Origin of the sequence: Pseudomonas parafulva (genome assembly GCF_002021815.1) — a bacterium.
In the GTDB taxonomy this organism is placed as follows: Bacteria; Pseudomonadota; Gammaproteobacteria; order Pseudomonadales; family Pseudomonadaceae; genus Aquipseudomonas; species Aquipseudomonas parafulva_B.
Window position 1 is genome coordinate 2,528,405 of record NZ_CP019952.1, and the last position, 20,292, is coordinate 2,548,696.

General features: G+C 62.1%; 16 protein-coding genes. 7 read left to right on the forward strand and 9 right to left on the reverse strand.

Annotated elements, in window-relative coordinates; all coding sequences use genetic code 11:
• Nucleotides 1-194: 194 nt before the first annotated feature.
• The 4 genes from eppA to B2J77_RS11285 all read right to left on the reverse strand — a co-directional run bounded on the left by eppA (nt 195) and on the right by B2J77_RS11285 (nt 3,652).
• Nucleotides 195-371, reverse strand: coding sequence for an EPS-associated small membrane protein EppA (gene eppA, locus B2J77_RS21500; RefSeq protein ID WP_193755012.1), 177 nt, complete (start codon nt 369-371; stop codon nt 195-197).
• A gap of 321 nt (nt 372-692) precedes the next feature.
• On the reverse strand, nt 693-2,111 hold the full coding sequence (locus B2J77_RS11275; protein ID WP_058639215.1) for a short-chain fatty acid transporter: 1,419 nt from the start codon (nt 2,109-2,111) through the stop codon (nt 693-695).
• 152 nt (nt 2,112-2,263) lie between these two features.
• Nucleotides 2,264-2,920, reverse strand: coding sequence for a CoA transferase subunit B (locus B2J77_RS11280; protein WP_023535443.1), 657 nt, complete (start codon nt 2,918-2,920; stop codon nt 2,264-2,266).
• Between the two features lie 33 nt (nt 2,921-2,953).
• On the reverse strand, nt 2,954-3,652 hold the full coding sequence (locus B2J77_RS11285) for a CoA transferase subunit A (protein WP_058604647.1): 699 nt from the start codon (nt 3,650-3,652) through the stop codon (nt 2,954-2,956).
• A gap of 141 nt (nt 3,653-3,793) precedes the next feature.
• Here B2J77_RS11285 and B2J77_RS11290 point away from each other — a divergent pair, with 141 nt between their 5' ends.
• Both B2J77_RS11290 and B2J77_RS11295 read left to right on the forward strand, forming a co-directional pair.
• Nucleotides 3,794-4,699, forward strand: coding sequence for a LysR family transcriptional regulator (locus B2J77_RS11290; RefSeq protein WP_058604648.1), 906 nt, complete (start codon nt 3,794-3,796; stop codon nt 4,697-4,699).
• Nucleotides 4,687-5,508 carry an aldo/keto reductase gene (locus B2J77_RS11295; RefSeq protein ID WP_078478667.1) on the forward strand — a complete coding sequence of 274 codons (822 nt, stop codon included), beginning with the start codon at nt 4,687-4,689 and terminating at the stop codon, nt 5,506-5,508. Before B2J77_RS11290 ends, B2J77_RS11295 begins: the two co-directional genes overlap by 13 nt.
• A 21-nt stretch (nt 5,509-5,529) precedes the next feature.
• Here the strand turns inward: B2J77_RS11295 and B2J77_RS11300 are convergent, their stop codons facing one another.
• From B2J77_RS11300 to lexA, 4 genes are read right to left on the reverse strand one after another with little or no spacing between them, the layout of a single operon-like run.
• On the reverse strand, nt 5,530-8,610 hold the full coding sequence (locus tag B2J77_RS11300) for an error-prone DNA polymerase (protein WP_078479426.1): 3,081 nt from the start codon (nt 8,608-8,610) through the stop codon (nt 5,530-5,532).
• Complete coding sequence (locus B2J77_RS11305) at nt 8,610-10,025, reverse strand: Y-family DNA polymerase (protein ID WP_078478668.1); 1,416 nt, start codon at nt 10,023-10,025, stop codon at nt 8,610-8,612. The genes B2J77_RS11300 and B2J77_RS11305 overlap by 1 nt, the downstream gene beginning before the upstream one ends.
• A 6-nt stretch (nt 10,026-10,031) precedes the next feature.
• Nucleotides 10,032-10,652, reverse strand: a complete 621-nt coding sequence (gene imuA, locus B2J77_RS11310; RefSeq protein WP_058604651.1) for a translesion DNA synthesis-associated protein ImuA — start codon at nt 10,650-10,652, stop codon at nt 10,032-10,034.
• Nucleotides 10,652-11,269 (reverse strand): transcriptional repressor LexA, encoded by a 618-nt coding sequence (gene lexA, locus B2J77_RS11315; protein ID WP_058639212.1) that lies wholly within the window; start codon nt 11,267-11,269, stop codon nt 10,652-10,654. The genes imuA and lexA overlap by 1 nt, the downstream gene beginning before the upstream one ends.
• 93 nt (nt 11,270-11,362) lie before the next feature.
• Between lexA and B2J77_RS11320 the strand changes: the two genes are divergently transcribed.
• The 5 genes from B2J77_RS11320 (at nt 11,363) to B2J77_RS11340 (ending at nt 18,119) form a co-directional block, all read left to right on the forward strand.
• A complete protein-coding gene (locus B2J77_RS11320; protein ID WP_058639211.1) occupies nt 11,363-12,049 on the forward strand; it encodes an HAD family hydrolase in 687 nt (228 codons plus the stop codon).
• Nucleotides 12,033-12,611 (forward strand): hypothetical protein, encoded by a 579-nt coding sequence (locus tag B2J77_RS11325; RefSeq protein ID WP_058639210.1) that lies wholly within the window; start codon nt 12,033-12,035, stop codon nt 12,609-12,611. The genes B2J77_RS11320 and B2J77_RS11325 overlap by 17 nt, the downstream gene beginning before the upstream one ends.
• Nucleotides 12,612-12,729: 118 nt before the next feature.
• Nucleotides 12,730-15,243 (forward strand): excinuclease ABC subunit UvrA, encoded by a 2,514-nt coding sequence (uvrA, locus tag B2J77_RS11330; RefSeq protein WP_058639209.1) that lies wholly within the window; start codon nt 12,730-12,732, stop codon nt 15,241-15,243.
• Nucleotides 15,244-15,318: 75 nt separating this feature from the next.
• Nucleotides 15,319-16,968 (forward strand): MFS transporter, encoded by a 1,650-nt coding sequence (locus tag B2J77_RS11335; protein ID WP_078478669.1) that lies wholly within the window; start codon nt 15,319-15,321, stop codon nt 16,966-16,968.
• The gene (locus tag B2J77_RS11340) at nt 16,965-18,119 is read left to right on the forward strand and encodes an HlyD family secretion protein (protein WP_058639207.1); all 1,155 of its coding nucleotides are present in this window, start codon (nt 16,965-16,967) and stop codon (nt 18,117-18,119) included. The genes B2J77_RS11335 and B2J77_RS11340 overlap by 4 nt, the downstream gene beginning before the upstream one ends.
• Before the next feature lie 644 nt (nt 18,120-18,763).
• Here the strand turns inward: B2J77_RS11340 and B2J77_RS11350 are convergent.
• A protein-coding gene (locus B2J77_RS11350) for an IS3 family transposase (RefSeq protein ID WP_153302491.1) occupies nt 18,764-20,127 on the reverse strand; the annotation gives its coding sequence in 2 pieces (ribosomal slippage) (nt 18,764-19,662 and nt 19,662-20,127; 1,365 coding nt in all).
• Nucleotides 20,128-20,292: the final 165 nt, after the last annotated feature.

Genomic DNA, 20,292 nt, shown 5'->3' on the forward strand with positions numbered 1-20,292 from the left:
ACTGAAGAGAACAACACACCAACTCTCGCTCCACTTCGCAGTTACCACCGCAAGCGCCACGCTCTGCCGGCCGCTAGGCGGCACGTCGAACCCTGTTGACCAGACTTCGAGAGGGTAATGGCAATATAGCAACGCTTGACGAATTCACAAGCCAACTCAAGCGGTCTTACCTGAGTGACTATAACAGCGGTCTTTCAAATCTTTCTTCGATTGGCCACGGCGACAAAACCCACGACTGCAAATGCGAAGAACCAACCCGCGGTTGCAACAGGAATGATACTGCTCTGGTTGATATACGAATCAGCCGCGCGGGCGGCACCGCTTAGCAGCACCAACAAAAAGAACGATTTCACAATCAGAGTCGTGCGCATACGCCGTCCTTTTAACCAGGATAATCAATGAGTAAGTGGCGCGATGATGCGGGGTGTGTTGCGGTATTGACTTGAGCTTATGGGCACTCTGACATTACGTCAATGAACCGACACCATAATAAATCTCAATGGGCTTAGTCCAAACAAGTCAAAAAAACGTCGCTTGAGTTGTGCAGGTGGTGGGAATGTGGCTTGGTGAATTCAAGGGGGTGGGAGCCTGTTGCTATTCGCGCGCCAAGGGGCGGCTTAGAGAAAGCACCTTGACCACAGCCCTGCACCTCACCCTAAAGCAAGACGCAGTGCTGTGGTCATCAGCAGCCGCTACGGCATGACCGGTGGCGTGTATTGCAGCGTGGTGCCCAAGGCCCACAGCAGGAACAGCACCAAGGGGACGTGCACGAGCAGCTGCACGAAGGAAAACCCGATCAGGTCGCGCGCCTTCAGGCCAAGCACCCCTAGCAACGGCAACATGTAGAACGGGTTGATCAGGTTGGGCAACGCTTCGGCTGCGTTGTAGATCTGCACGGCCCAGCCGAGGTGGTACTGCAGGTCGTTGGCCACCAGCATCACGTAGGGCGCCTCGATGATCCACTTGCCGCCGCCTGACGGGATGAAGAAGCCCAGTACTGCCGAATAAACACCCATCAACAGGGCATAGGTATCGTGGGTGGCAATTTGGGTGAAGAACAGCGAGATGTGATGGGCAAGCGTCTGTTCGTCGACCCCTTTGACCTGGGTGAGGATCGCGGCAATGGAGCCGTACAACGGGAACTGGATAAGCACGCCGGTGGTGGTGGGCACGGCACGGGCCACCGCGTCGAGGAAGCTGCGCGGCCGCCAGTGCAGCAGTGCGCCGAGCATGATGAACAGCAGGTTGTAGGTGTTCAGGCCGGAGATGGCCGTAATGGCGGGTTTACTCGCGAACTCCTGATACAGCCAGCCTGCGGCGAGTGCAACGAGCAACAAAATCAGCACTGGGCTGTGCTCCAGCCACTCGCCGGGGCGTGTACGCGCCGGTGCCGGCGGGGCGCTGAAGCTTGGGTCCACGCCACAGGCCTCGGCGCTGCGCGCGCTGTTGGGACCCGGCGCCGTGGCATAGGCGATGACCAGCGATACCACGACCAATGCCGCCAACATCACGCCAGACTGCCACAGGAAGATGGTTTCGGTGAATGGAATGACGCCGGTGATCGACAGGATCGAGGGCGGAAGGCTGGCCGGATTGGCCTGCAACTGAGCCGCCGAAGAGGACAGCCCCAGCGCCCAAACGGCACCCAATCCCAGGTAGGCCGCCGCACCGGCAGCCCTGTAGTCCATCTTGAGGTCGGTACGACGCGCCAACGCGCGCACCAGCAGACCACCGAAGACCAGGGACAAGCCCCAGTTGAGCAGTGACGCCAGCATCGAGATCAGGGCTACCCACGCAACGGCCGAGCGACCGTTGCGCGGAATGCGGGCCAAACGATCGATCAACCGCGCGGCAGGCGGCGAACTGGCGACCACATAGCCGCCGATGACCACGAATGCCATTTGCATGGTGAACGGAATCAGGCTCCAGAATCCATCCCCGAAGGCCTTGGCGGTGTCCAGGGGCTTGGCGCCCATGGCCAACGCGCCCAGGCACACCAGCAGCACTGCCAAGGCGGCGAATACCCAGGAGTCGGGGAACCAGCGCTCGGCCCAGTTGGAACAGCGCAGGGCAAAGCGTGCAGAGCGGCTGTCTTGTAGTTCAGCGGCCACGGAAGCGTCCTTTTATTGGTTTTATAGGTAGATGAAAGGCCGCGCATAAACGCGCGAACCCTGCGCCAACCAACCCGCCCGCCAGGTACCGTGGTGAAGGCGGCAACCTGGACGAGCGGGTTCGTCGCAGCAGGGTGAGATTGCATGTGGGGTTAGAAGGTCATTTCCTTCACATCATCGGCCACGATGAGCTTGCCGGCCGTCTTGGCGACGATTTCTTCGACGCTCACACCGGGCGCGGTTTCGCGCAGGATGAATGCACCGTCCTCAATCTCAAGGTAAGCCAGGTCGGTGAGCACCTTGCGGATGCAGCCCGCGCCGGTCAACGGCAGGCTGCACTGGGGCAGCAGCTTGGACTCTCCGTCCTTGGAGGCGTGGGTCATGGTGACGATGATGTTTTCCGCACCGGCCACAAGGTCCATGGCGCCCCCCATGCCCTTGACCAGCTTGCCCGGGATCATCCAGGAAGCGATGTTGCCCTGCACGTCCACTTCGAAGGCACCGAGCACGGTCAGGTCGACGTGACCGCCGCGGATCATGGCGAACGACTGCGCCGAGTCGAAGATCGATGCACCAATGCGGGCGGTGACAGTCTGTTTGCCCGCGTTGATCATGTCAGCATCAAGGGTCGCTTCGGTGGGGAATTCCCCCATGCCCAACAGGCCGTTTTCCGACTGGAGCATCACGTCCATGTCGGCCGGCACATAATTGGCGACCAAGGTGGGAATACCGATACCCAAGTTGACGTAGTAACCGTCCTTGAGTTCACGTGCAACGCGTTGGGCCATCTGTTCGCGGGTCAGTGCCATGGTCAGGATCTCTTTGTTGTTCTGTAGGGGCGCTCAGGCCTTGACGGTGCGTTTTTCGATGCGCTTCTCGAAGGTGCCGACGATGACGCGGTCCACGAAGATGCCTGGGGTATGGATTTCACTGGGCAGCAGCACGCCAGGCTCAACGATTTCCTCGACTTCGACCACGGTGATCTTGCCGGCTGTAGCGGCCAGAGGGTTGAAGTTCTGGGCGGTGTTGCGATAGATCACGTTGCCGTAATGGTCAGCCTTCCAGCCTTTGACGATGGCAAAGTCCCCGGTGATGGCTTCTTCGAGGATGTACTTGCGACCATTGAATTCCCGCACTTCCTTACCCTCGGCGACCGGGGTGCCATAACCGGTGGCAGTGAAGAATGCAGGAATGCCCGCTCCGCCAGCGCGCATTTTTTCGGCCAGGGTGCCCTGGGGCGTGAGCTCGACCTCAAGCTCCCCGCTAAGCAGCTGGCGCTCGAATTCGGCGTTTTCCCCCACGTAGGAAGCGACCATCTTGCGAATCTGGTGGTCTTCGAGCAGCACGCCAAGGCCGAAGCCATCAACGCCGCAGTTGTTGGAGACCACGGTCAGGCCCTTGACGCCGCGACGCTTGATCTCGGCGATCAGGTTTTCAGGTATGCCGCACAGGCCGAACCCCCCGGCCAGTACCGTCATGCCGTCGGTCAGCCCTTCCAGGGCCTGTTCGTACGTAGCTACGCGTTTGTCCAATCCGGCCATGCTGGTTCGCCTTTTGTAGTTGTTGAGCCGACGGGGCGTCGGTAAGCGTGTGGGGGTATCTTCTCCCCTGTTCACTGATTTGTTAATTTTGTTTTTATGATCGATTGATAAGCACTTCAAATCAAAGCATAGGCGATTCCCATGAATGTGAAGCAACTGCGCGCCTTCGTCGCCGTGGCCAAGTTCCAGAGCTTTGCCCAGGCCGGCGAGCACCTGCACATCTCACAGCCCGCACTGAGTCTGACCATCAAGGCGCTGGAGGAGAACCTGGGCGGCGCCCTGCTCAGCCGGACCACACGTAGCGTCAGCCTGACGGCAGAAGGCGAGGTACTGCTGCCGCTGGCCCGTCGCCTGCTGGCTGACTGGGACGACACCGAGGAAATGCTGCGCCAGCGCTTCACCCTGCAACTGGGCCGGGTGGCCATCGCGGCAATGCCCTCCTTTGCCGGCAACCTGTTACCAGGGGCCCTCAAGCTTTTCCGTCAGTGCTACCCCAAGGTCAACGTGACCGTGCACGACGTGATCAACGAACAGGTGCAGGAACTGGTCAGGCATCGGCGCGTCGAACTGGGCATCGGCTTTGAGCCAGACAATGTCGAGGGCTTGCACTTTCACCCGCTGTACCTCGACCGGTTCGTTGCAGTCGTGCCGGCTGACTCGCCCTTGGCCCGGCTTGCGCAAATCAGTTGGGCGCAGCTTCTTGCCGAGGATTTCGTGGCGCTGCAGCGTCCTTCTGCCGTGCGCCTGTTGCTTGAGCAGAACGTGGCGGTGCAGCACGGCAAACTGGCTGTGGCTTTCGAAAGCCATCAGCTTGCAACCGTTGGCCGCATGGTCGCGAGCGGTCTAGGCGTCAGCGCGGTACCGGCGCTTTGCATTACCCAGATGCAGGAGCTGGGGGCCCGCTGTATCCCCCTGGTCGAGCCTGCCGTCGAACGGCGCATTGGCGTGATAGCCCTGCGCGAGCACACATTGTCCACGGCAGCCCAGGCGCTGCTGGATGTTCTACTGAACAATACCCACCCACCGGAGGTAACATGCGTGACGTGAAATTGGCAGGCGCCAACGTGCCGAGCATCGGCCAGGGTACGTGGTACATGGGCGAAGACCCGAGCCGTCGGGCGGCCGAAGTCGCCGCCTTGCAACAAGGCATCGACCTGGGCATGCGCCTGATCGACACCGCCGAGATGTATGCCGAAGGTGGCGCGGAACAAGTGGTGGGCCAGGCCATCGCCGGGCGTCGGGACGAGGTATTTCTGGTGAGCAAGGTGTACCCGCACAACGCTAGCCAGCACGGCACGCAGGCCGCCTGCGAGCGCAGCCTCAAGCGCCTGGGTACCGACTGCATCGATCTGTACCTGCTGCACTGGCGCGGCCAGTACCCGTTGCACGAAACCGTGGACGCTTTCGAGCGGCTGCGCGAGGCTGGCAAGATCAAGCACTGGGGCGTGTCCAACTTCGACGTGGATGACCTTCGCGAATTGGACAACGCCGATTGTGCCACCAACCAGGTGCTCTACAACCCTGCGCAACGAGGGATCGAATTCGACCTGCTGCCCTGGTCGGTGCAGCATGGATTGCCCATCATGGCCTATTGCCCCCTGGCCCAGGCAGGGCGTTTACTGCAACACCCAGTGCTCAAGCAAATCGCCAACGACCATGGTGCTACTCCGGCCCAGGTCTGCCTGGCCTGGGTCACGCGCCACAACGGCGTCATCGCCATTCCCAAAGCCGTGACGCCCGAGCATGTCAGGCTCAATGCCGAGGCAACGCGTTTGAACTTGACCGCCGATGACCTGAACGCCATCGACCAGGCATTCGAGGCGCCTACCCGCAAGCAGCGCCTGGCGATGGTGTAAGCGAGGCTGTGCTGCAGGGGGTCAGTGGAAATCCCGGCTGCGTACGTCCAGCCCCTGCAGCAGCACGCTGACATCCTCCAGGCGTCGGGCCACCAGGTGGCGCACGCCATTTTCCTGTTCCAGGCGGCCACTGACCTTCATCAGCCGGGCGCCGACCAGCGCACGCCGCTGCCGTTCGGCCAGGTCCCGCCACACCACCACGTTGACCATGCCGAACTCATCCTCGAGCGTGACGAAGGTCACACCACTGGCGGTCTGTGGCCGCTGCCTGCCCACCACCAGCCCGGCCATGGCGATGGCGTCGCCGTGTTCGACACCTTGCAGCTCGCCGGAACTGCGACAACCCAGTGCCCGCAGACGGGACCGCAGCAAGGTCAATGGATGCGGCCCCAAGGTCGTGCCCATGGCGTGATAGTCGGCTACCAAATCCTCGCCGACGGTAGGCGCCGGCAGCTCGACCGGCTGCTCGGGGGCCGCCTGCACGTCGGCGAACAAAGGCAGCTGCGCCTGTACCGCCGCCACTTCCCAGCGTGCCTGGTGCCGGTGCCTGGCCAGCGCGACCAGGGCGCCTGCATCCGCCAGACGAGCCCGGGCGCGCTCATCTAGGGCCGAGCGCAGGCACAGGTCCTCGACGTCTCGCCAAGGCTGCATGGCCCTTGCCTGTTCGAGCCGGCGCACATCGGCTTCGGCCAGGCCGCGGACCAAGCGCAAGCCCATGCGGATTGCCAGTTCACCCCCAGGCCCTGGCTCGAGCGTGCAGTCCCACTGGCTGTGACACACGTCCACCGGCCTCACCTCAATGCCCTGGCGGCGAGCCTCCTGGAGCAGTTGGTCGGGGCTGTAGAACCCCATCGGCCAGCTGTTGACCAGCGCGCAGGTGAAGATGGCCGGCTCGTGGCACTTCAACCAACTGCTGGCATAACACAGCAGTGCAAAACTGGCGGCGTGGGATTCGGGGAATCCGTAGCTGCCAAAGCCTTTGATCTGTTCGAAGATGCGTTCGGCGAACGCCAGTTCGTAACCATTGCGCTGCATGCCGTCGAGCAACCGCTCGCGGTGCGGCTCCAGCCCGCCGTGGCGTTTCCACGCGGCCATGCTGCGGCGCAGTTGGTCGGCCTCACCGGGGCTGTAGTCCGCCGCGACCATGGCCAACTCCATCACCTGCTCCTGGAACAGCGGCACGCCAAGGGTGCGCTCGAACACCGCCTTGAGCTTGGGCGATGGGTACGTCACCGGTTCCTGCTTCAGGCGCCTGCGCAAGTAGGGATGGACCATGTCGCCCTGGATGGGACCGGGACGCACGATGGCGACCTCGATGACCAGGTCGTAGAAGGTCCTGGGCTGCAGGCGCGGCAACATGGCCATTTGCGCCCTGGATTCGATCTGGAACACGCCCATGGTCTCGGCGCGGCTGATCATGGCGTACGTGGCCGGGTCTTCGGCAGGGACGGTGGCCAGGGTCAAGTGTCGCCCACGGTGCTGCTGTACCAGCGCAAAGCAGCGACGCAGTGCACTGAGCATGCCCAGTGCCAGCACATCGACCTTGAGCAGGCCGACCATGTCCAGGTCATCCTTGTCCCACTGGATCACGGTACGCTCGGCCATGGCCGCGTTTTCCACGGGCACCAGCTGATCGAGGGGTTGTTGCGAGATGACGAAGCCACCTGGGTGTTGCGACAAGTGCCGGGGAAAACCGATCAGCTCACCGGCCAGCACCAGGATGCGCCGCACCACCGGGCTGCCTGCATCGAACCCCGCCTCGTTCAGACGCTGCTCATCGGGGATGCGGTCGCTCCAGCGGCCGCAGCACTTGGCCAGGGCGTCCACCTGGTCGGCTGGCAGCCCCAATGCGCGAGCTACATCGCGTACCGCCCCACTGGCGTGGTAGGTATTGACCACCGCTGTCAACGCCGCGCGGTGTCGACCATAGCGCCTGAATACATACTGGATGACTTCCTCGCGCCGATCGTGCTCGAAGTCCACATCGATATCCGGCGGCTCGTTGCGCTCGCGTGACAAAAAGCGCTCGAACAGCAAGCGATGCTTCATGGGGTCCAGCTCGGTGATCCCCAGCACGAAGCACACCACCGAGTTGGCTGCAGAGCCGCGCCCCTGGCACAGGATGTGCTGCTCACGGGCAAAGGCCACGATGTCGTGGACGGTGAGGAAATAACTCTCGTAGCCCAGCTCGCTGATCAAGGCCAGCTCTCGATCGAGGGCTTGGCGGACTTGGGTGCTCGGGCCCTGGGGCCAGCGCAGCGGCAACCCTTGTTCGCACAGCTGACGCAACCAACTGGCAGGGGTATGCCCGGCGGGCACCAGTTCTTCGGGATAGCGGTAGCGCAGCTCGGCGAGGTCGAAACGGCAATGCTCGGCTATCACCAAGGTCTGGGCCAGCAAGTCGGCAGGATACAACTCGGCCAATTGGGCAGGGGTACGCAAATGACGTTCGCCGTTGGCGTACAGAAAGCGCCCTGCCTCAGCCACTTGGCACCGTCGGCCAATGGCCGTCATGCAGTCTTGCAGGGCGCGCCGACCGCGCACATGCATGTGAACGTCCCCGCACGCCACCGCCTGCACACCCAAGGCCGTCGCCAATGCGCGCAGACGCGCCAGGCGCTGGTCGTCATCGACACCGCGGTGAAGATGCACGGCCAGCCATAGGCGGTGCTCGAAGACTTCCCTCAACCACTCGCCCACCGCCTGATCGGCCATATCGTCAGGCACCCATAATGCCAACAGGCCCGGGCTGTGCGCAGGCAGGTCCTCGCGAAATAGCTGGTAGTTCCCCTTGGACGCCCGACGCCGCGCACGGGTGATCAAGGCGCAAAGGTTCTGGTAGCCCTGCAGGTCTTGCACCAGCAGCACCAGCTTGGGCCCGTCCTGCAGTTGCACTTCGCTGCCGACGATCAGCCGTACACCCTGCTCTTTCGCCGCTTGCCATGCGCGCACGATGCCAGCCAACGTGCATTCGTCGGTAATGGCCAGGGCTTGGTAGCCTTGCTCGCGAGCCCGGCGGAACAACTCATCGGCGCTTGAAGCCCCGCGCTGGAAACTGAAGTTGCTCAGGCAATGCAACTCGGCGTAGCCAACGCCGCTCATCAGAACCAGCCCTGCAGCCACAGCGGGCCGCCTTGGCCGAGGTCGCGGTAGGCCCACCCACGCAGGCCCTCACGGGTTTCGATGCGATAGTAATCACGGCGCACGTCCCCGCCGTCCCACCAACCGGACTCGATGCGCTCGGCCTGCCCCTGAACCTGGTACGCCTGCTCTTCGAGCACCGTGGGGGTTGCCAGCAGCCAGCCAGGACGGCTTCCGGGTGCAACGCACAGGCTGGACCACTGGCCGATTTCATTGGCCTGCCATGCTTGTTCAGGACGATGGTCCGCCAAGGCACTGAGCCCCGTCACGGCCTGGTCACCCAGGCGTGCACGCAAGCGTTCGCGCAGTTGTTCCCACGGTTGGGCCTGCTGGGCACGCGGGTCGAACAACGCCTTGTGTTGAGGTACGAACGGTGGCAAATCCTCGGCCACCAGGCGCAGGTTACGCACCGGCGCCTTCAGGCGCACCGATTCCAGCCTGCCACGGGCCAGTTCCAGCAACATGGCCGGGTCGCGTTCTGCAGCCAACAATCCAACGTCGAGCTGGGTGTCAGAGCCCTGCGCGTGCTCCATGTACACCTTGAAACGCTGGACACCACAGTCGCGCCCCGCCAGGAACGCGGCCAGGTCGGTCAGCAGGCGACGTAATGGGAACAACAGCGCCTGATGCGACTCCACATCGAAGTTCAGCTCCAACCGCGCGTCGAAACGATCGGGCGGTTCGAAGAACGCAAGGCCCAGGTTGCGCATGCCCAGCAACTGATCCAGGTGCAACTGCACCTGGGGAGCAAAGCGCCTGGCCAGTGCATCACGCGGCAGCGCCAGCACATGATTGAGCTGGCGCAATCCCATGCGGCTAAAGGCCTGGGCATCCTCCGGTCGCAGACCGATCCGGTCGATGGGCATTTCGGCCAACGCTGCACGGGTCGAAGCGGCATCTTCCAACGCCAACCCGTCGTGAGCATTGGCCAGCATGCGCGCAGCCACCGGGTTGCTGGCCAGGACGATGCGCTGACGCAGGCCCAGCGCAGACAGTTCCTGGCGCAGGCGCGCCTGCAATACTGGCCACGGCCCGAACAACTGCAGGCTGGACCCTACCTCCAGCAACAAAGTTCGCGGGTAGTGCAAGCTGACCTGGGCACTGAAACGGTAGGCCCAGGCGGCCAGCAACTGCTGCAACGCATCGATGCGCCTGGGGTCGACTTCAAGGCAGGTGAAGCCGTCAGCCAGGGCACGGGCTGCCGTCAGGGTTTGACCGGCGCGAAGCCCCAGGGCGGCGGCCGCTGGGTTGACCGACTGCAGGACCCGGCGCTGACTGGGACCACCCAGCAGCACCAGGGGTGCGTCACGGTCGTCGCGCTCGCGCAGCAGGCTGTCCAGCGCCAACTGCGGAAATAGAATGCAGGCCCACAACATGATCCATCATCCCTGCCTTGAACACGCGATCGGTTGGGCTGGCGGCATGCCGCCACGGCATTTGAGCACCCGCCACTGGGGTGGGCGTACGTCGATGGCCAGGCGCAATGCCGCAGGCGACGGATTGTGCAGGGCCGCTTGCCCGCGGCAGGCGAACGCCAGGGCCTGCCCGGTTTCCGCCGCGACCTGCAAGCGGCGCAAGGCGCGGTCGTCGGCGCGTTCTGGCCAGCACACCACAGCGGCACAACTGCCCGAACGCAGGCACTGCTCGGCGGCCCACAGGGTGTCGGTGGTGCCCGCGTCGACCTGGAACAGCCAGCGCAGGTCGATGCCCGCCGCCTGCCAGGCTGGTGCAAAAGGGATGAAGGGAGGTGATACCAACACCACGCGTCCGCCCTCGCCGCTCAGGCGCGCCAGCGTGGGCCAGAGCAGTTGCAGTTCGCCGCTGCCAGGGCGGGCGAGCAACAATTCGCTGAGGGCCGCTGCCGGCCAGCCGCCTTCGGGCAGGCGTTCGTCCAGGCTGGCATGCCCGGTCGGTTGCAGGCCCAGTGGCCGGGCCTGGGCTTGACGGCCGCGCCACACCCGACGCTGGTCGAGCAGCCTGTCCAGATCGACGACCGCGCCCATCAGTCGCGCCGCACCAGGCCACAGAAGATGCCTTCGATGAAGAGATCCTGGTCCGGCCCTACGTCAATCGGCGCGTAAGCCGGGTTGCGCGGCAGCAGCCGATAGCCCTCGCCCAGGCGCTGGAGGCGCTTGATGGTCACCTCGCCGTCCAGCCGAGCGACCACGATCTGCCCGTCCCGCGCATCGCCCTGCTGGCGGATGCCGACCAGGTCGCCGTCGAGGATGCCGTCACCTATCATCGAGTCCCCACGCACCTTGAGCAGGTAATCGGGGGTGCGGCGAAACAGGCTGGGGTCGAGCAGCAATTGCTCGTGGATGTCCAGGTCTGGCCCGATCGGCGCACCGGCCGCGACCTGCCCGAGGACCGGCAGTTCCAGCATTTCAGGCCGGCGTAACGGCCTTGCCAGGCGAATACTGCGGGCCTGATTGGGGGTGACGTCGATGTAGCCTGCCTGGCACAGCGCGGTGATGTGCTTGCGGGCCACGCTGCGTGAGGCAAAACCAAAGCGCGTGGCGATATCGGCCAGGCTAGGCGGTTGGCCTTGTTCGGTGATGCGCTCGCGAATGAAATCGAAAATGGCGCGGCGCTTAGGGGTTAGAGTGTCCATGGAGCACATTTGTACTCTTTCCGGAGCACGCTGACCAGCCCCCTTCGTCGTCGTCATTGGTTATCATCGTCTGGCCACCCCGTACCTGACTGGGAAATCCTGATGTTCAATGCTTTGCTGTTCGACCTCGATGGCACCCTCACAGACACCGATACCCTCCATTTACAGGCTTTTCGCCAGCTACTGCATGAGTACGATGGCCGCGAATTGAGCCAGGACCAGTTCGATGCCCAAATCAGTGGCCGGGCCAATGGCGAACTGTTCGCCGAGTTGTTCGAAGGCGCCAGTGCCTCGCAGTGCCAGGCACTGGCTGAGCGCAAGGAAGCGCTTTTCCGTGAAATGTCGCCAAAGCTCGAGCCGCTGCCTGGGCTGATTCGTCTGCTCGATCACGCCAGCACCCACGGCGTAGGCATGTGCGTGGTAACCAACGCCCCACGGCTCAATGCCGAACACATGCTCGCAGGCCTGAAGTTGAGCGACAGGTTCGACCACGTGGTAATTGCCGATGAACTGGCCAAGCCCAAACCCGACCCGCTTCCCTACCTGACCGGCCTGCAGCGGCTGCAGGCCCATGCCGACCAGGCGTTGGCGTTTGAAGACTCGCTGCCGGGCGTTCGGGCAGCCAGCGCTGCCGGGATCTTCACAGTCGGCCTTGCCACCACCCAGACGCCACAACGTTTGATCGAGGCAGGTGCGCGCCTGGTCATCGATAACTTCGAAGATGCGCGCCTATGGGCGTTATTGGGCACGGACAGGGCGCCGGCGGGAATCGATGAAACAGCGGGCTGAACTTCACCTGCGCAGCCCGCTTTTGTTTCGCTGCGTAGCCCTGGGGCTGGGATTGGGCATGGTCGCAGTGTGCAGCCTGGCGATGTATGCCATCTGGATGGATGTGCTGCCGGTCTTTGGCCGCCTGTACCGCAACGCCCCGGTAGTCGAGACTTCGTTCAAGGCGTTCTTCATGATCGGTGTGATTCCGTTGACGCCCATCGTGGTCCTCGCCGCCATTATCGGCCTTTTTACCGGCCGCAAGTTCGACCCGCCGCGGGCGTCCCGGCTTGACCGTTTCCAGCTCCGCTCCTTCCAGGTCACGCTCATGGCGATATGCATCGCGGCCCCGGTGATGATTGCAGTGACCACGGCAACGCTCATGATCAAGGACTATCGGCCGTGCGCCCAATTGCGTCTATCCGGATCGAGCGGCCACATGTTCTGGGTCAACGATGACCGGGTGTGTTTCACCCCGGATGCTTACATCAATGATCATTGGCCCTGCAAAACGGTGGGCGACCGACAGGTGTGCGTCCAGGTCGATGGCCACGCTCCGCTCAGCTCGCAGGCTGCCCGGTAGAACTCCCTGGCCGCTTGAAGCGTCCTACAGCGTGCGATCCCCATTCGACCGCAGGCCACACACGTGATCGATTGCCTGCTATGTCTTCCCGACCCAACTGCCAAGCAAGGACAGCCACATGCCAAGCGACACACCTGCCTTCAGCGGTTTCATTCGTGTACGGGGTGCGCGCGAGCACAACCTGAAGAATGTCGATGTCGATGTACCGCGCGACGCATTGGTGGTGTTTACCGGCGTGTCGGGTTCCGGCAAGTCGTCCTTGGCTTTCTCAACACTGTATGCCGAGGCCCAGCGCCGCTATTTCGAATCGGTGGCGCCTTACGCTCGGCGCCTGATCGATCAAGTGGGTGTGCCCGACGTGGACGCCATCGAAGGCTTGCCGCCAGCGGTGGCGCTGCAGCAACAGCGTGGCAGCCCGAGTGCGCGGTCTTCGGTGGGCAGTGTCACCATGCTATCGAGCTCCATCCGCATGCTGTACTCGCGCGCAGGCCAGTACCCTGCCAACCAGCCGATGCTGTATGCCGAGGATTTCTCGGCCAACACGCCTCAAGGCGCCTGCCCCGCGTGCCATGGGCTCGGCCGGGTCTATGAGGTCACCGAGGCGACCATGGTCCCCGACCCCTCGCTGAGCATCCGGGAACGGGCAGTGGCTGCCTGGCCCATGGCCTGGCAAGGGCAGAACCTGCGGGACATTCTGGTCACCCTGGGCTATGACGTGGATGTACCCTGGCGCGATCTGCCCCAGAAGCAGCGTGACTGGATTCTCTACACCGAAGAAACTCCCACCGTGCCGGTCTACGCGGGCCTTACGCCCGCCCAGGCACGCGCTGCCCTCAAGCGCAAGGCAGAGCCCAGCTACCAAGGCACGTTTACCGGCGCCCGGCGCTATGTGCTGAATACGTTCATGCACTCGCAAAGCGCGCAGATGCGCAAGCGCGTGTCCCGCTACATGCGCCCAAGTCCTTGCCCCACGTGTCAGGGCAAACGTCTCAAGCCCGAGGCATTGAGTGTCACCTTTGCAGGTTTGGACATCGCAGCGTTGTCGCAACTGCCCCTGCAGGCCCTGGCCGAGGTACTGCGCAAGGTGGCGGCAGCCGAGTACCTGACCCAGGACGATGACCTGACCGTTGAAAAACGCCTGGCCGCGCAACGCATCGCCAGTGAGCTGCTGGTGCGCATCGACACGCTGCTCGAGCTCGGCCTGGGTTACCTGGCGCTCGAGCGCAGCACCCCTACCCTGTCATCGGGCGAGCTGCAACGCCTGCGCCTGGCCACGCAGCTCAATTCGCAGCTCTTTGGCGTGGTCTATGTGCTGGACGAGCCCTCCGCCGGCCTGCACCCCGCCGACAGTGAAGCCTTGTTCGAAGCCCTGCAGCGCCTCAAGCAGGCGGGCAATTCGGTGTACGTGGTCGAACACGACCTGGACACCATGCGCCGTGCGGACTGGCTGGTGGACGTGGGACCGGCCGCCGGGGAGCACGGAGGTGAGGTTCTCTACAGCGGACCGCCGGCTGACCTGGCCCAGGTCGAGCAATCGTGTACGGCCCGCTATCTGTTCCAGGTACAGGACAAGACACCGCGCCCATTACGCGAGCCCCAGGCATGGCTACACCTGGAAGGCATAACCCGTAACAACCTCGACAACCTCAGCGCAGCGTTCCCGCTGGGCTGCTTCACGGCGGTGACCGGCATCTCGGGCTCCGGCAAATCGAGCCTGGTCAGCCAGGCCCTGCTGGAGTTGGTGGGCGCACACCTGGGCCACGTCGAGGCTTCACAGGATACTCAGGAGGCGGACCTGGAAGATGAGCCAGAGCAGGTGAGCACGGGCCGCGTCAGCGCAGGCCTTGAGCACATCAAGCGGCTGGTGCAGGTAGACCAGAAACCAATCGGCCGCACGCCTCGCTCCAACTTGGCCACCTACACCGGTCTGTTCGATCATGTACGCAAATTGTTCGCCAGTACCGAACAGGCCAAGGCCCAGGGTTTCGATGCCGGGCGTTTCTCCTTCAACGTGGCCAAGGGCCGATGCCCTACGTGCGAAGGCGAAGGGTTTGTCAGTGTCGAGTTGCTGTTCATGCCAAGCGTGTTCGCTCCTTGCCCGACCTGCCACGGGGCCCGCTACAATCCAGAGACCCTCGCGGTTGTCTGGCGTGGCATGAATATCGCCGAGGTGCTGCACCTGACCGTGGAACAGGCGTTGAGCGTGTTTGAGGATCAGCCATCGGCGCGGCGTGCGCTTCAGGTGCTGCAAGACATAGGCTTGGGCTATCTGCGCCTGGGCCAGCCGGCAACGGAGTTGTCAGGGGGCGAAGCGCAACGGATCAAGCTGGCCACCGAGCTGCAACGCCAGGCGCGCGGCGCCACCTTGTACGTGCTCGATGAGCCCACCAACGGCCTGCATCCACAAGATGTCGACCGCTTGCTGGTGCAGCTCAATCGCCTGGTGGACAACGGCCACAGCGTGGTGGTGGTCGAACATGACATGCGCGTGGTCGCCCAGTGCGATTGGGTGATCGACATCGGCCCTGGTGCGGGCGATGCCGGCGGCAAGGTGGTCGCCAGCGGCACGCCCGAACAGGTAGCCACGACTGAGCACAGCCGTACAGCCCCCTTCCTGGCACGGGCTTTGTAGCAGCGCTGGATGACATCGACGCGAGCGCATGCGGCCAAGCAACGGCCGCTTTCAACACCTTAGATAGGCTGGTTCATGGACAAGTACGCACCCCGCCAGTGGTTGCCCCACGAGAAACCGACCCTGCCAGGTTCGCCGTCTACGCCCCTGCACAGCCCAGCCAAGCGCCTGGCCTATGGCCTGGTCGGTTTGCTGGTCGCCATCACCGGCGGGCTTGGCAACGCGCTGGTGACCGCAAACCTTGTGTTTCTGCAAGGTGCACTGGGCGCGACCACGGCGGAAATGGCCTGGCTGCCAGCGGCCTATGTGATGACCAACGTGTCCATGAACCTGTTGCTGGTCAAGTTTCGCCAGCAATTTGGCTTGCGTGCCTTCACCGAAGTGTTCCTGGTGCTCTATGTCTTGGTGACCTTCGCTCACCTGCTGGTCAACGACCTCAACTCGGCCATTGCCGTGCGGGCCGCCCACGGCATGGTGGGCGCCGCGCTGACCTCGCTCGGCCTGTACTACATGATCCAGGCCTTTCCTGCGCAGTGGCGGCTCAAGGCCATGGTCCTGGGCCTTGGTGCTTCCCAGCTGGCCTTGCCGCTGGCACGGATATTTTCAGAAGACCTGCTACTGATCGCCGAATGGCGGGGGCTTTACTTGTTCGAACTGGGGCTGGCGCTGACAGCCCTGGGCTGCGTACTTCTGCTCAAACTGCCACCTGGTGACCGCTTCAAGACCTTCGAGCCCTTGGATTTTCTTACCTTCGCCCTGATGGCCAGCGGCACGGCGCTGCTTTGCGCTGCCTTATCGCTTGGTCGCATCGACTGGTGGCTGGATGCGCCATGGATCGGCATGGCGCTGGCAGGCTCGATCGTCCTGATCCTCAGTGGACTGGCGATCGAGCACAACCGCGAGAACCCCTTGCTGATGACGCGGTGGCTGGGCAGCGGCGCCATCATCCGCCTGGGGCTGTGCGTGATCCTCATCCGTATGGTCACCTCCGAACAATCCACCGGCGCAGTCGGCTTTCTGCAGATGCTCAACATGTCCAGCGAACAGATGCGTTCGCTGTACTGGATCATGCTGCTCGGCGCGGTCGCCGGGCTGGCGACCAGCGCCCTGACCATCAATCCCAACCACCTGATCCTACCGTTGCTGATCTCCCTGCTGGCCATGGCGATAGGGGCCTTCATGGACAGCAGGTCGAGCAACCTGACCCGCCCTGCGCAGATGTACTTGAGCCAGTTTCTATTGGCGTTCGGCAGTACGTTCTTCCTGGGCCCCTCCATGGCCCTGGGCATCGGCCATGTGCGGGCCAATCCGCAGAACCTGGTGAGCTTCTCGGTGCTGTTCGGCATCTGCAACAACCTCGGTGGCCTGATTGGCGCAGCGCTGCTGGGCACGTTCCAGATCTGGCGGGAAAAATTTCACTCAAGCCATCTCATGGACCACCTGAGCAGCGTGGAACCGCTGGTCACCGCCCGGGTTCAAAGTGGTGGTGCAAGCGTCGGGCGCCTGATCGCCGACCCTGCCCTGCGTACTGAAGTGGGCATGCGCCAACTGGCCAGCGCGGCCACCCGAGAAGCCAATGTGCTGGCCTACAACGATGTCTTCATGCTCATTGGCGCTATCGCTATTCTCACCATGATCTGGATCTGCATACGCGGCACCTGGCTCTGGTACAGCAAACGTCAGGCCCGCCTGACCGACCCATCCCTTGGCGCACCGACACGATGACCGAAGAATCCCGCACCACCACCACGACCGCCATCGCCGAAGCGCCGGAAGGCACACCGCCACCCAGCGAGCCGACCTCACCTGGACGCACCCGCAAGGTGCGCATACTGTCTGCCATCACATTCGGCTGTGTTGCCTTGGTCGGCGTGCTGGTGGTGCTTTATGCCTGGCGCCTGCCCCCTTTCAGCAGCGCCATCGAAAGTACCGAAAACGCCATGGTGCGCGGGCAGGTCACGATCATAGGTCCGCAGTTGAGCGGCTATATCGTCGAGGTGCCCGTACAGGATTTTCAGTACGTCAAGGCAGGCCAGTTGCTGGTCAGGCTCGATGATCGCATCTACACCCAGCGTCTGGCCCAGGCGATTGCCCAGCAGCAGCAACAGGAAGCGGCGCTGGCCAACAATGCCCAGCAGCGCAAGAGCGCCGAAGCGACCATCGCCCAGCGCCAGGCTGCCATCAATGACGCCGCCGCGCAGTTGACCAAAGCCAAGGCCGATCTGTCGCGTAACCAGGCGCTGGTCAGCGATGGGTCAGTGTCACGACGCGAACTGGATGTTACCCGCGCCAGCGAAGCGGCAGCGGCGGCGAGCCTTGCGCAGGCCAAGGCCGCGCTTGAGATCGCTCGGCAGGATCGTGAGTCGGTGATCGTCAACCGCGCGGCGCTGCTGGCTGCGGTCGAGAATGCCAAGGCAGCCGTGGCCCTGGCCCGTATCGACTTGGACAACACCCGCGTCACTGCGCCCAGGGACGGGCAGCTGGGGCAGATCGGCACGCGCCTGGGCGCCTATGTCAACTCAGGTGCCCAGCTGATGGCGCTGGTGCCCGATACGTTGTGGATCATCGCCAACATGAAAGAAACGCAGATGGCCGACGTGCGCATCGGTCAGCCGGCCAGTTTCACGGTGGATGCCTTGAACCATTTGAAGCTGTACGGGCACATCGAACAGATCTCCCCTGCTACGGGTTCGGAGTTTGCGTTGCTTCAGGCGGACAACGCGACCGGCAACTTCGTCAAGATCGCCCAGCGGATACCGGTGCGTATCACGGTGGATGCGGGGCAGCCAGAAGCTGCGCGGCTGCGGCCGGGTATGTCGGTGGTGGTCAGCATCGATACGGGGGAGCAGCGGTCCTGTGTTGGATCTGGGTGCTAGCGGATTGATGGAGGGACGTCTTTCAGGTGGGTCACCTATTGGCGAGAATGGAAATTGGGTATCACGTTGCACCTTATAGATCAGTCTCTTTCATAGTGGTGTAGCTGCGTTCAAAAAACTTTAAACTACCTACCATTTCTTGTAAGAGCGGCCTGGCCGGAGCGCCGGACCGGCCGCGATGGGGCGCGCTGTGGCCCGAGTTTGGAGTTTGTTTGTTGTGATTTAAATACTGGGGCCGCTGCGCGGCCCATCGCGGCACTAGGCCGCTCCTACACCGGATATGTACATAAACGAAATGGCAAACAACAGCCAGCAATAAAACTCATACTCGATCTTAATCTTAATCTTGATCTTGATCTTGATCTTGCTTTGGCTTTTGATCTTGCTTTTGATCTTCGCGACTTCAGGAGGCCGAACGCAGGTCTTGCGGAGGGAGGTGACAGGCATGGATGCCTGTCAAGCGCTGGGCCCCAGGATGGGGCCTACAGCGCGGTCCTCCCGGGAGCAAGACCGGAGTGAGGGAACCCCGAAGCGTAGCGTAGGGGCCGTATGAATGGAGCACAGCGTTTTTTGGTTACTTTTTGTCGCGTTTGACAAAAAGTGACTCGCCGTTGAACTGACCCCCAAAAGTTGGACAGTGAGCGCTATGGGGCCAGCGCGTGGGTCCGAAATTGTATCGGACTCAGGCCATCAAGTCTGAGGCTGATGCGTTTTTGGTTGTAGTAAGCGATGTAATCATCAAGTCCTGAAGCCAACTGCTCGACATTTTCAAACGACTCCAGGTAAAAATATTCGCTCTTGAGTGTGCCGAAAAAGCTTTCCATTGCGGCGTTGTCTAGGCAGTTGCCCTTACGCGACATACTCTGCTCAATGTTCTTCTCGGCCAGCATATGCCGGTAAGTGGGCTGCCTGTACTGCCATCCTTGATCGGAGTGCAATATCGGTTTATCACCTGGATTCAGCCGCTCAAAGGCTTGCTCAAGCATTGCCGAGACCATCTTGAACTCCGGGCGCCGGTTAATCTGATAAGCGAGGATTTCGCCGTTATACAGGTCCATCAACGGCGAAAGAAACAGCTTCTGCCCCTTCACTTTGAACTCTGTCACGTCGGTTGCCCATTTCTGATTAGGGGCTCCTGCCTTGAATTCTCGCCTGAGCAGATCAGGCGCAACCAGTCCCTCTGAGCCTCGGTACGAGCGATATTTCTTCGCCCTGACCAGCGACTGGAGACCCATAAGCTGCATCAGTCGCTGCACCTTCTTGTGATTAATCATCCGACCGTTGTGCTTGAGGGTCTCAGTGATCCGGCGATAGCCATACCGTCCCTTATGCTCGTGATAGACGTTGTTGATACTCTCTTTCAAAGCCGCATGCTTGTCAGTCAACAACACCTTGCTTTGGTAATAAAAGGTACTACGTGCAAGCCCGGCGGCACGTAACAGCAGAGCGAGTCGATGCCCGTGCCTCAATCCCTGGACAGCCTTCGTTTTCTCGCCTGCGCAGTGCGAGGGTCCGCTTGGATCAAGGCATCGAGCTTTTTTAGGTAAGCATTCTCCGCACGCAGATATTCCAGCTCTTCGAGCATTTGCTCGGGTGTCAGGTCGCTATCCGAAGCGGTAGGAGGACTTGCGCTGGTTTTTTTCGATGGCTTACGGGGCATGCTCAACTCTCGGGTATGATGCGGATGAAGTGCTTCAACTCCGCCTTGATCATACAACCTTTTCCACTGCCTGATGCTACTTGGACCACGAATATCAAACTGGATGCAGGCTTGCTGGGCAGACAATCCTTCTTGCTCAATGCACTGCAAAACCTTCAATTTGAACTGGGCATCGTAGCGGCTGTACTTGGCACTTAAACCGGCTGCGCCGTGTTTTTCATAGCCCTTTACCCACCGACGTAGCATCGATGGACTGAGGTCATGCTTTAGCGCCACTTCATGAATGCTAGGAGCAGAAAGGCACTCTTCGATGAGTGCCTGTTTGAGCGCCAGGTTGTATTTCGTCATGGAACACCCTCCGGTGAGATAGGTGTCCAACATTCGGGGGTCAGTTCACGTAATGGCGAAAAGGTGACTAAGCGTCGCCATCGCAAATGGAATGTGCTCTCTTTCAATACCCACGCCAACGCAATCAAACTTGAAGCCTGAAACTTCAAACTTCAAACTTCAAAG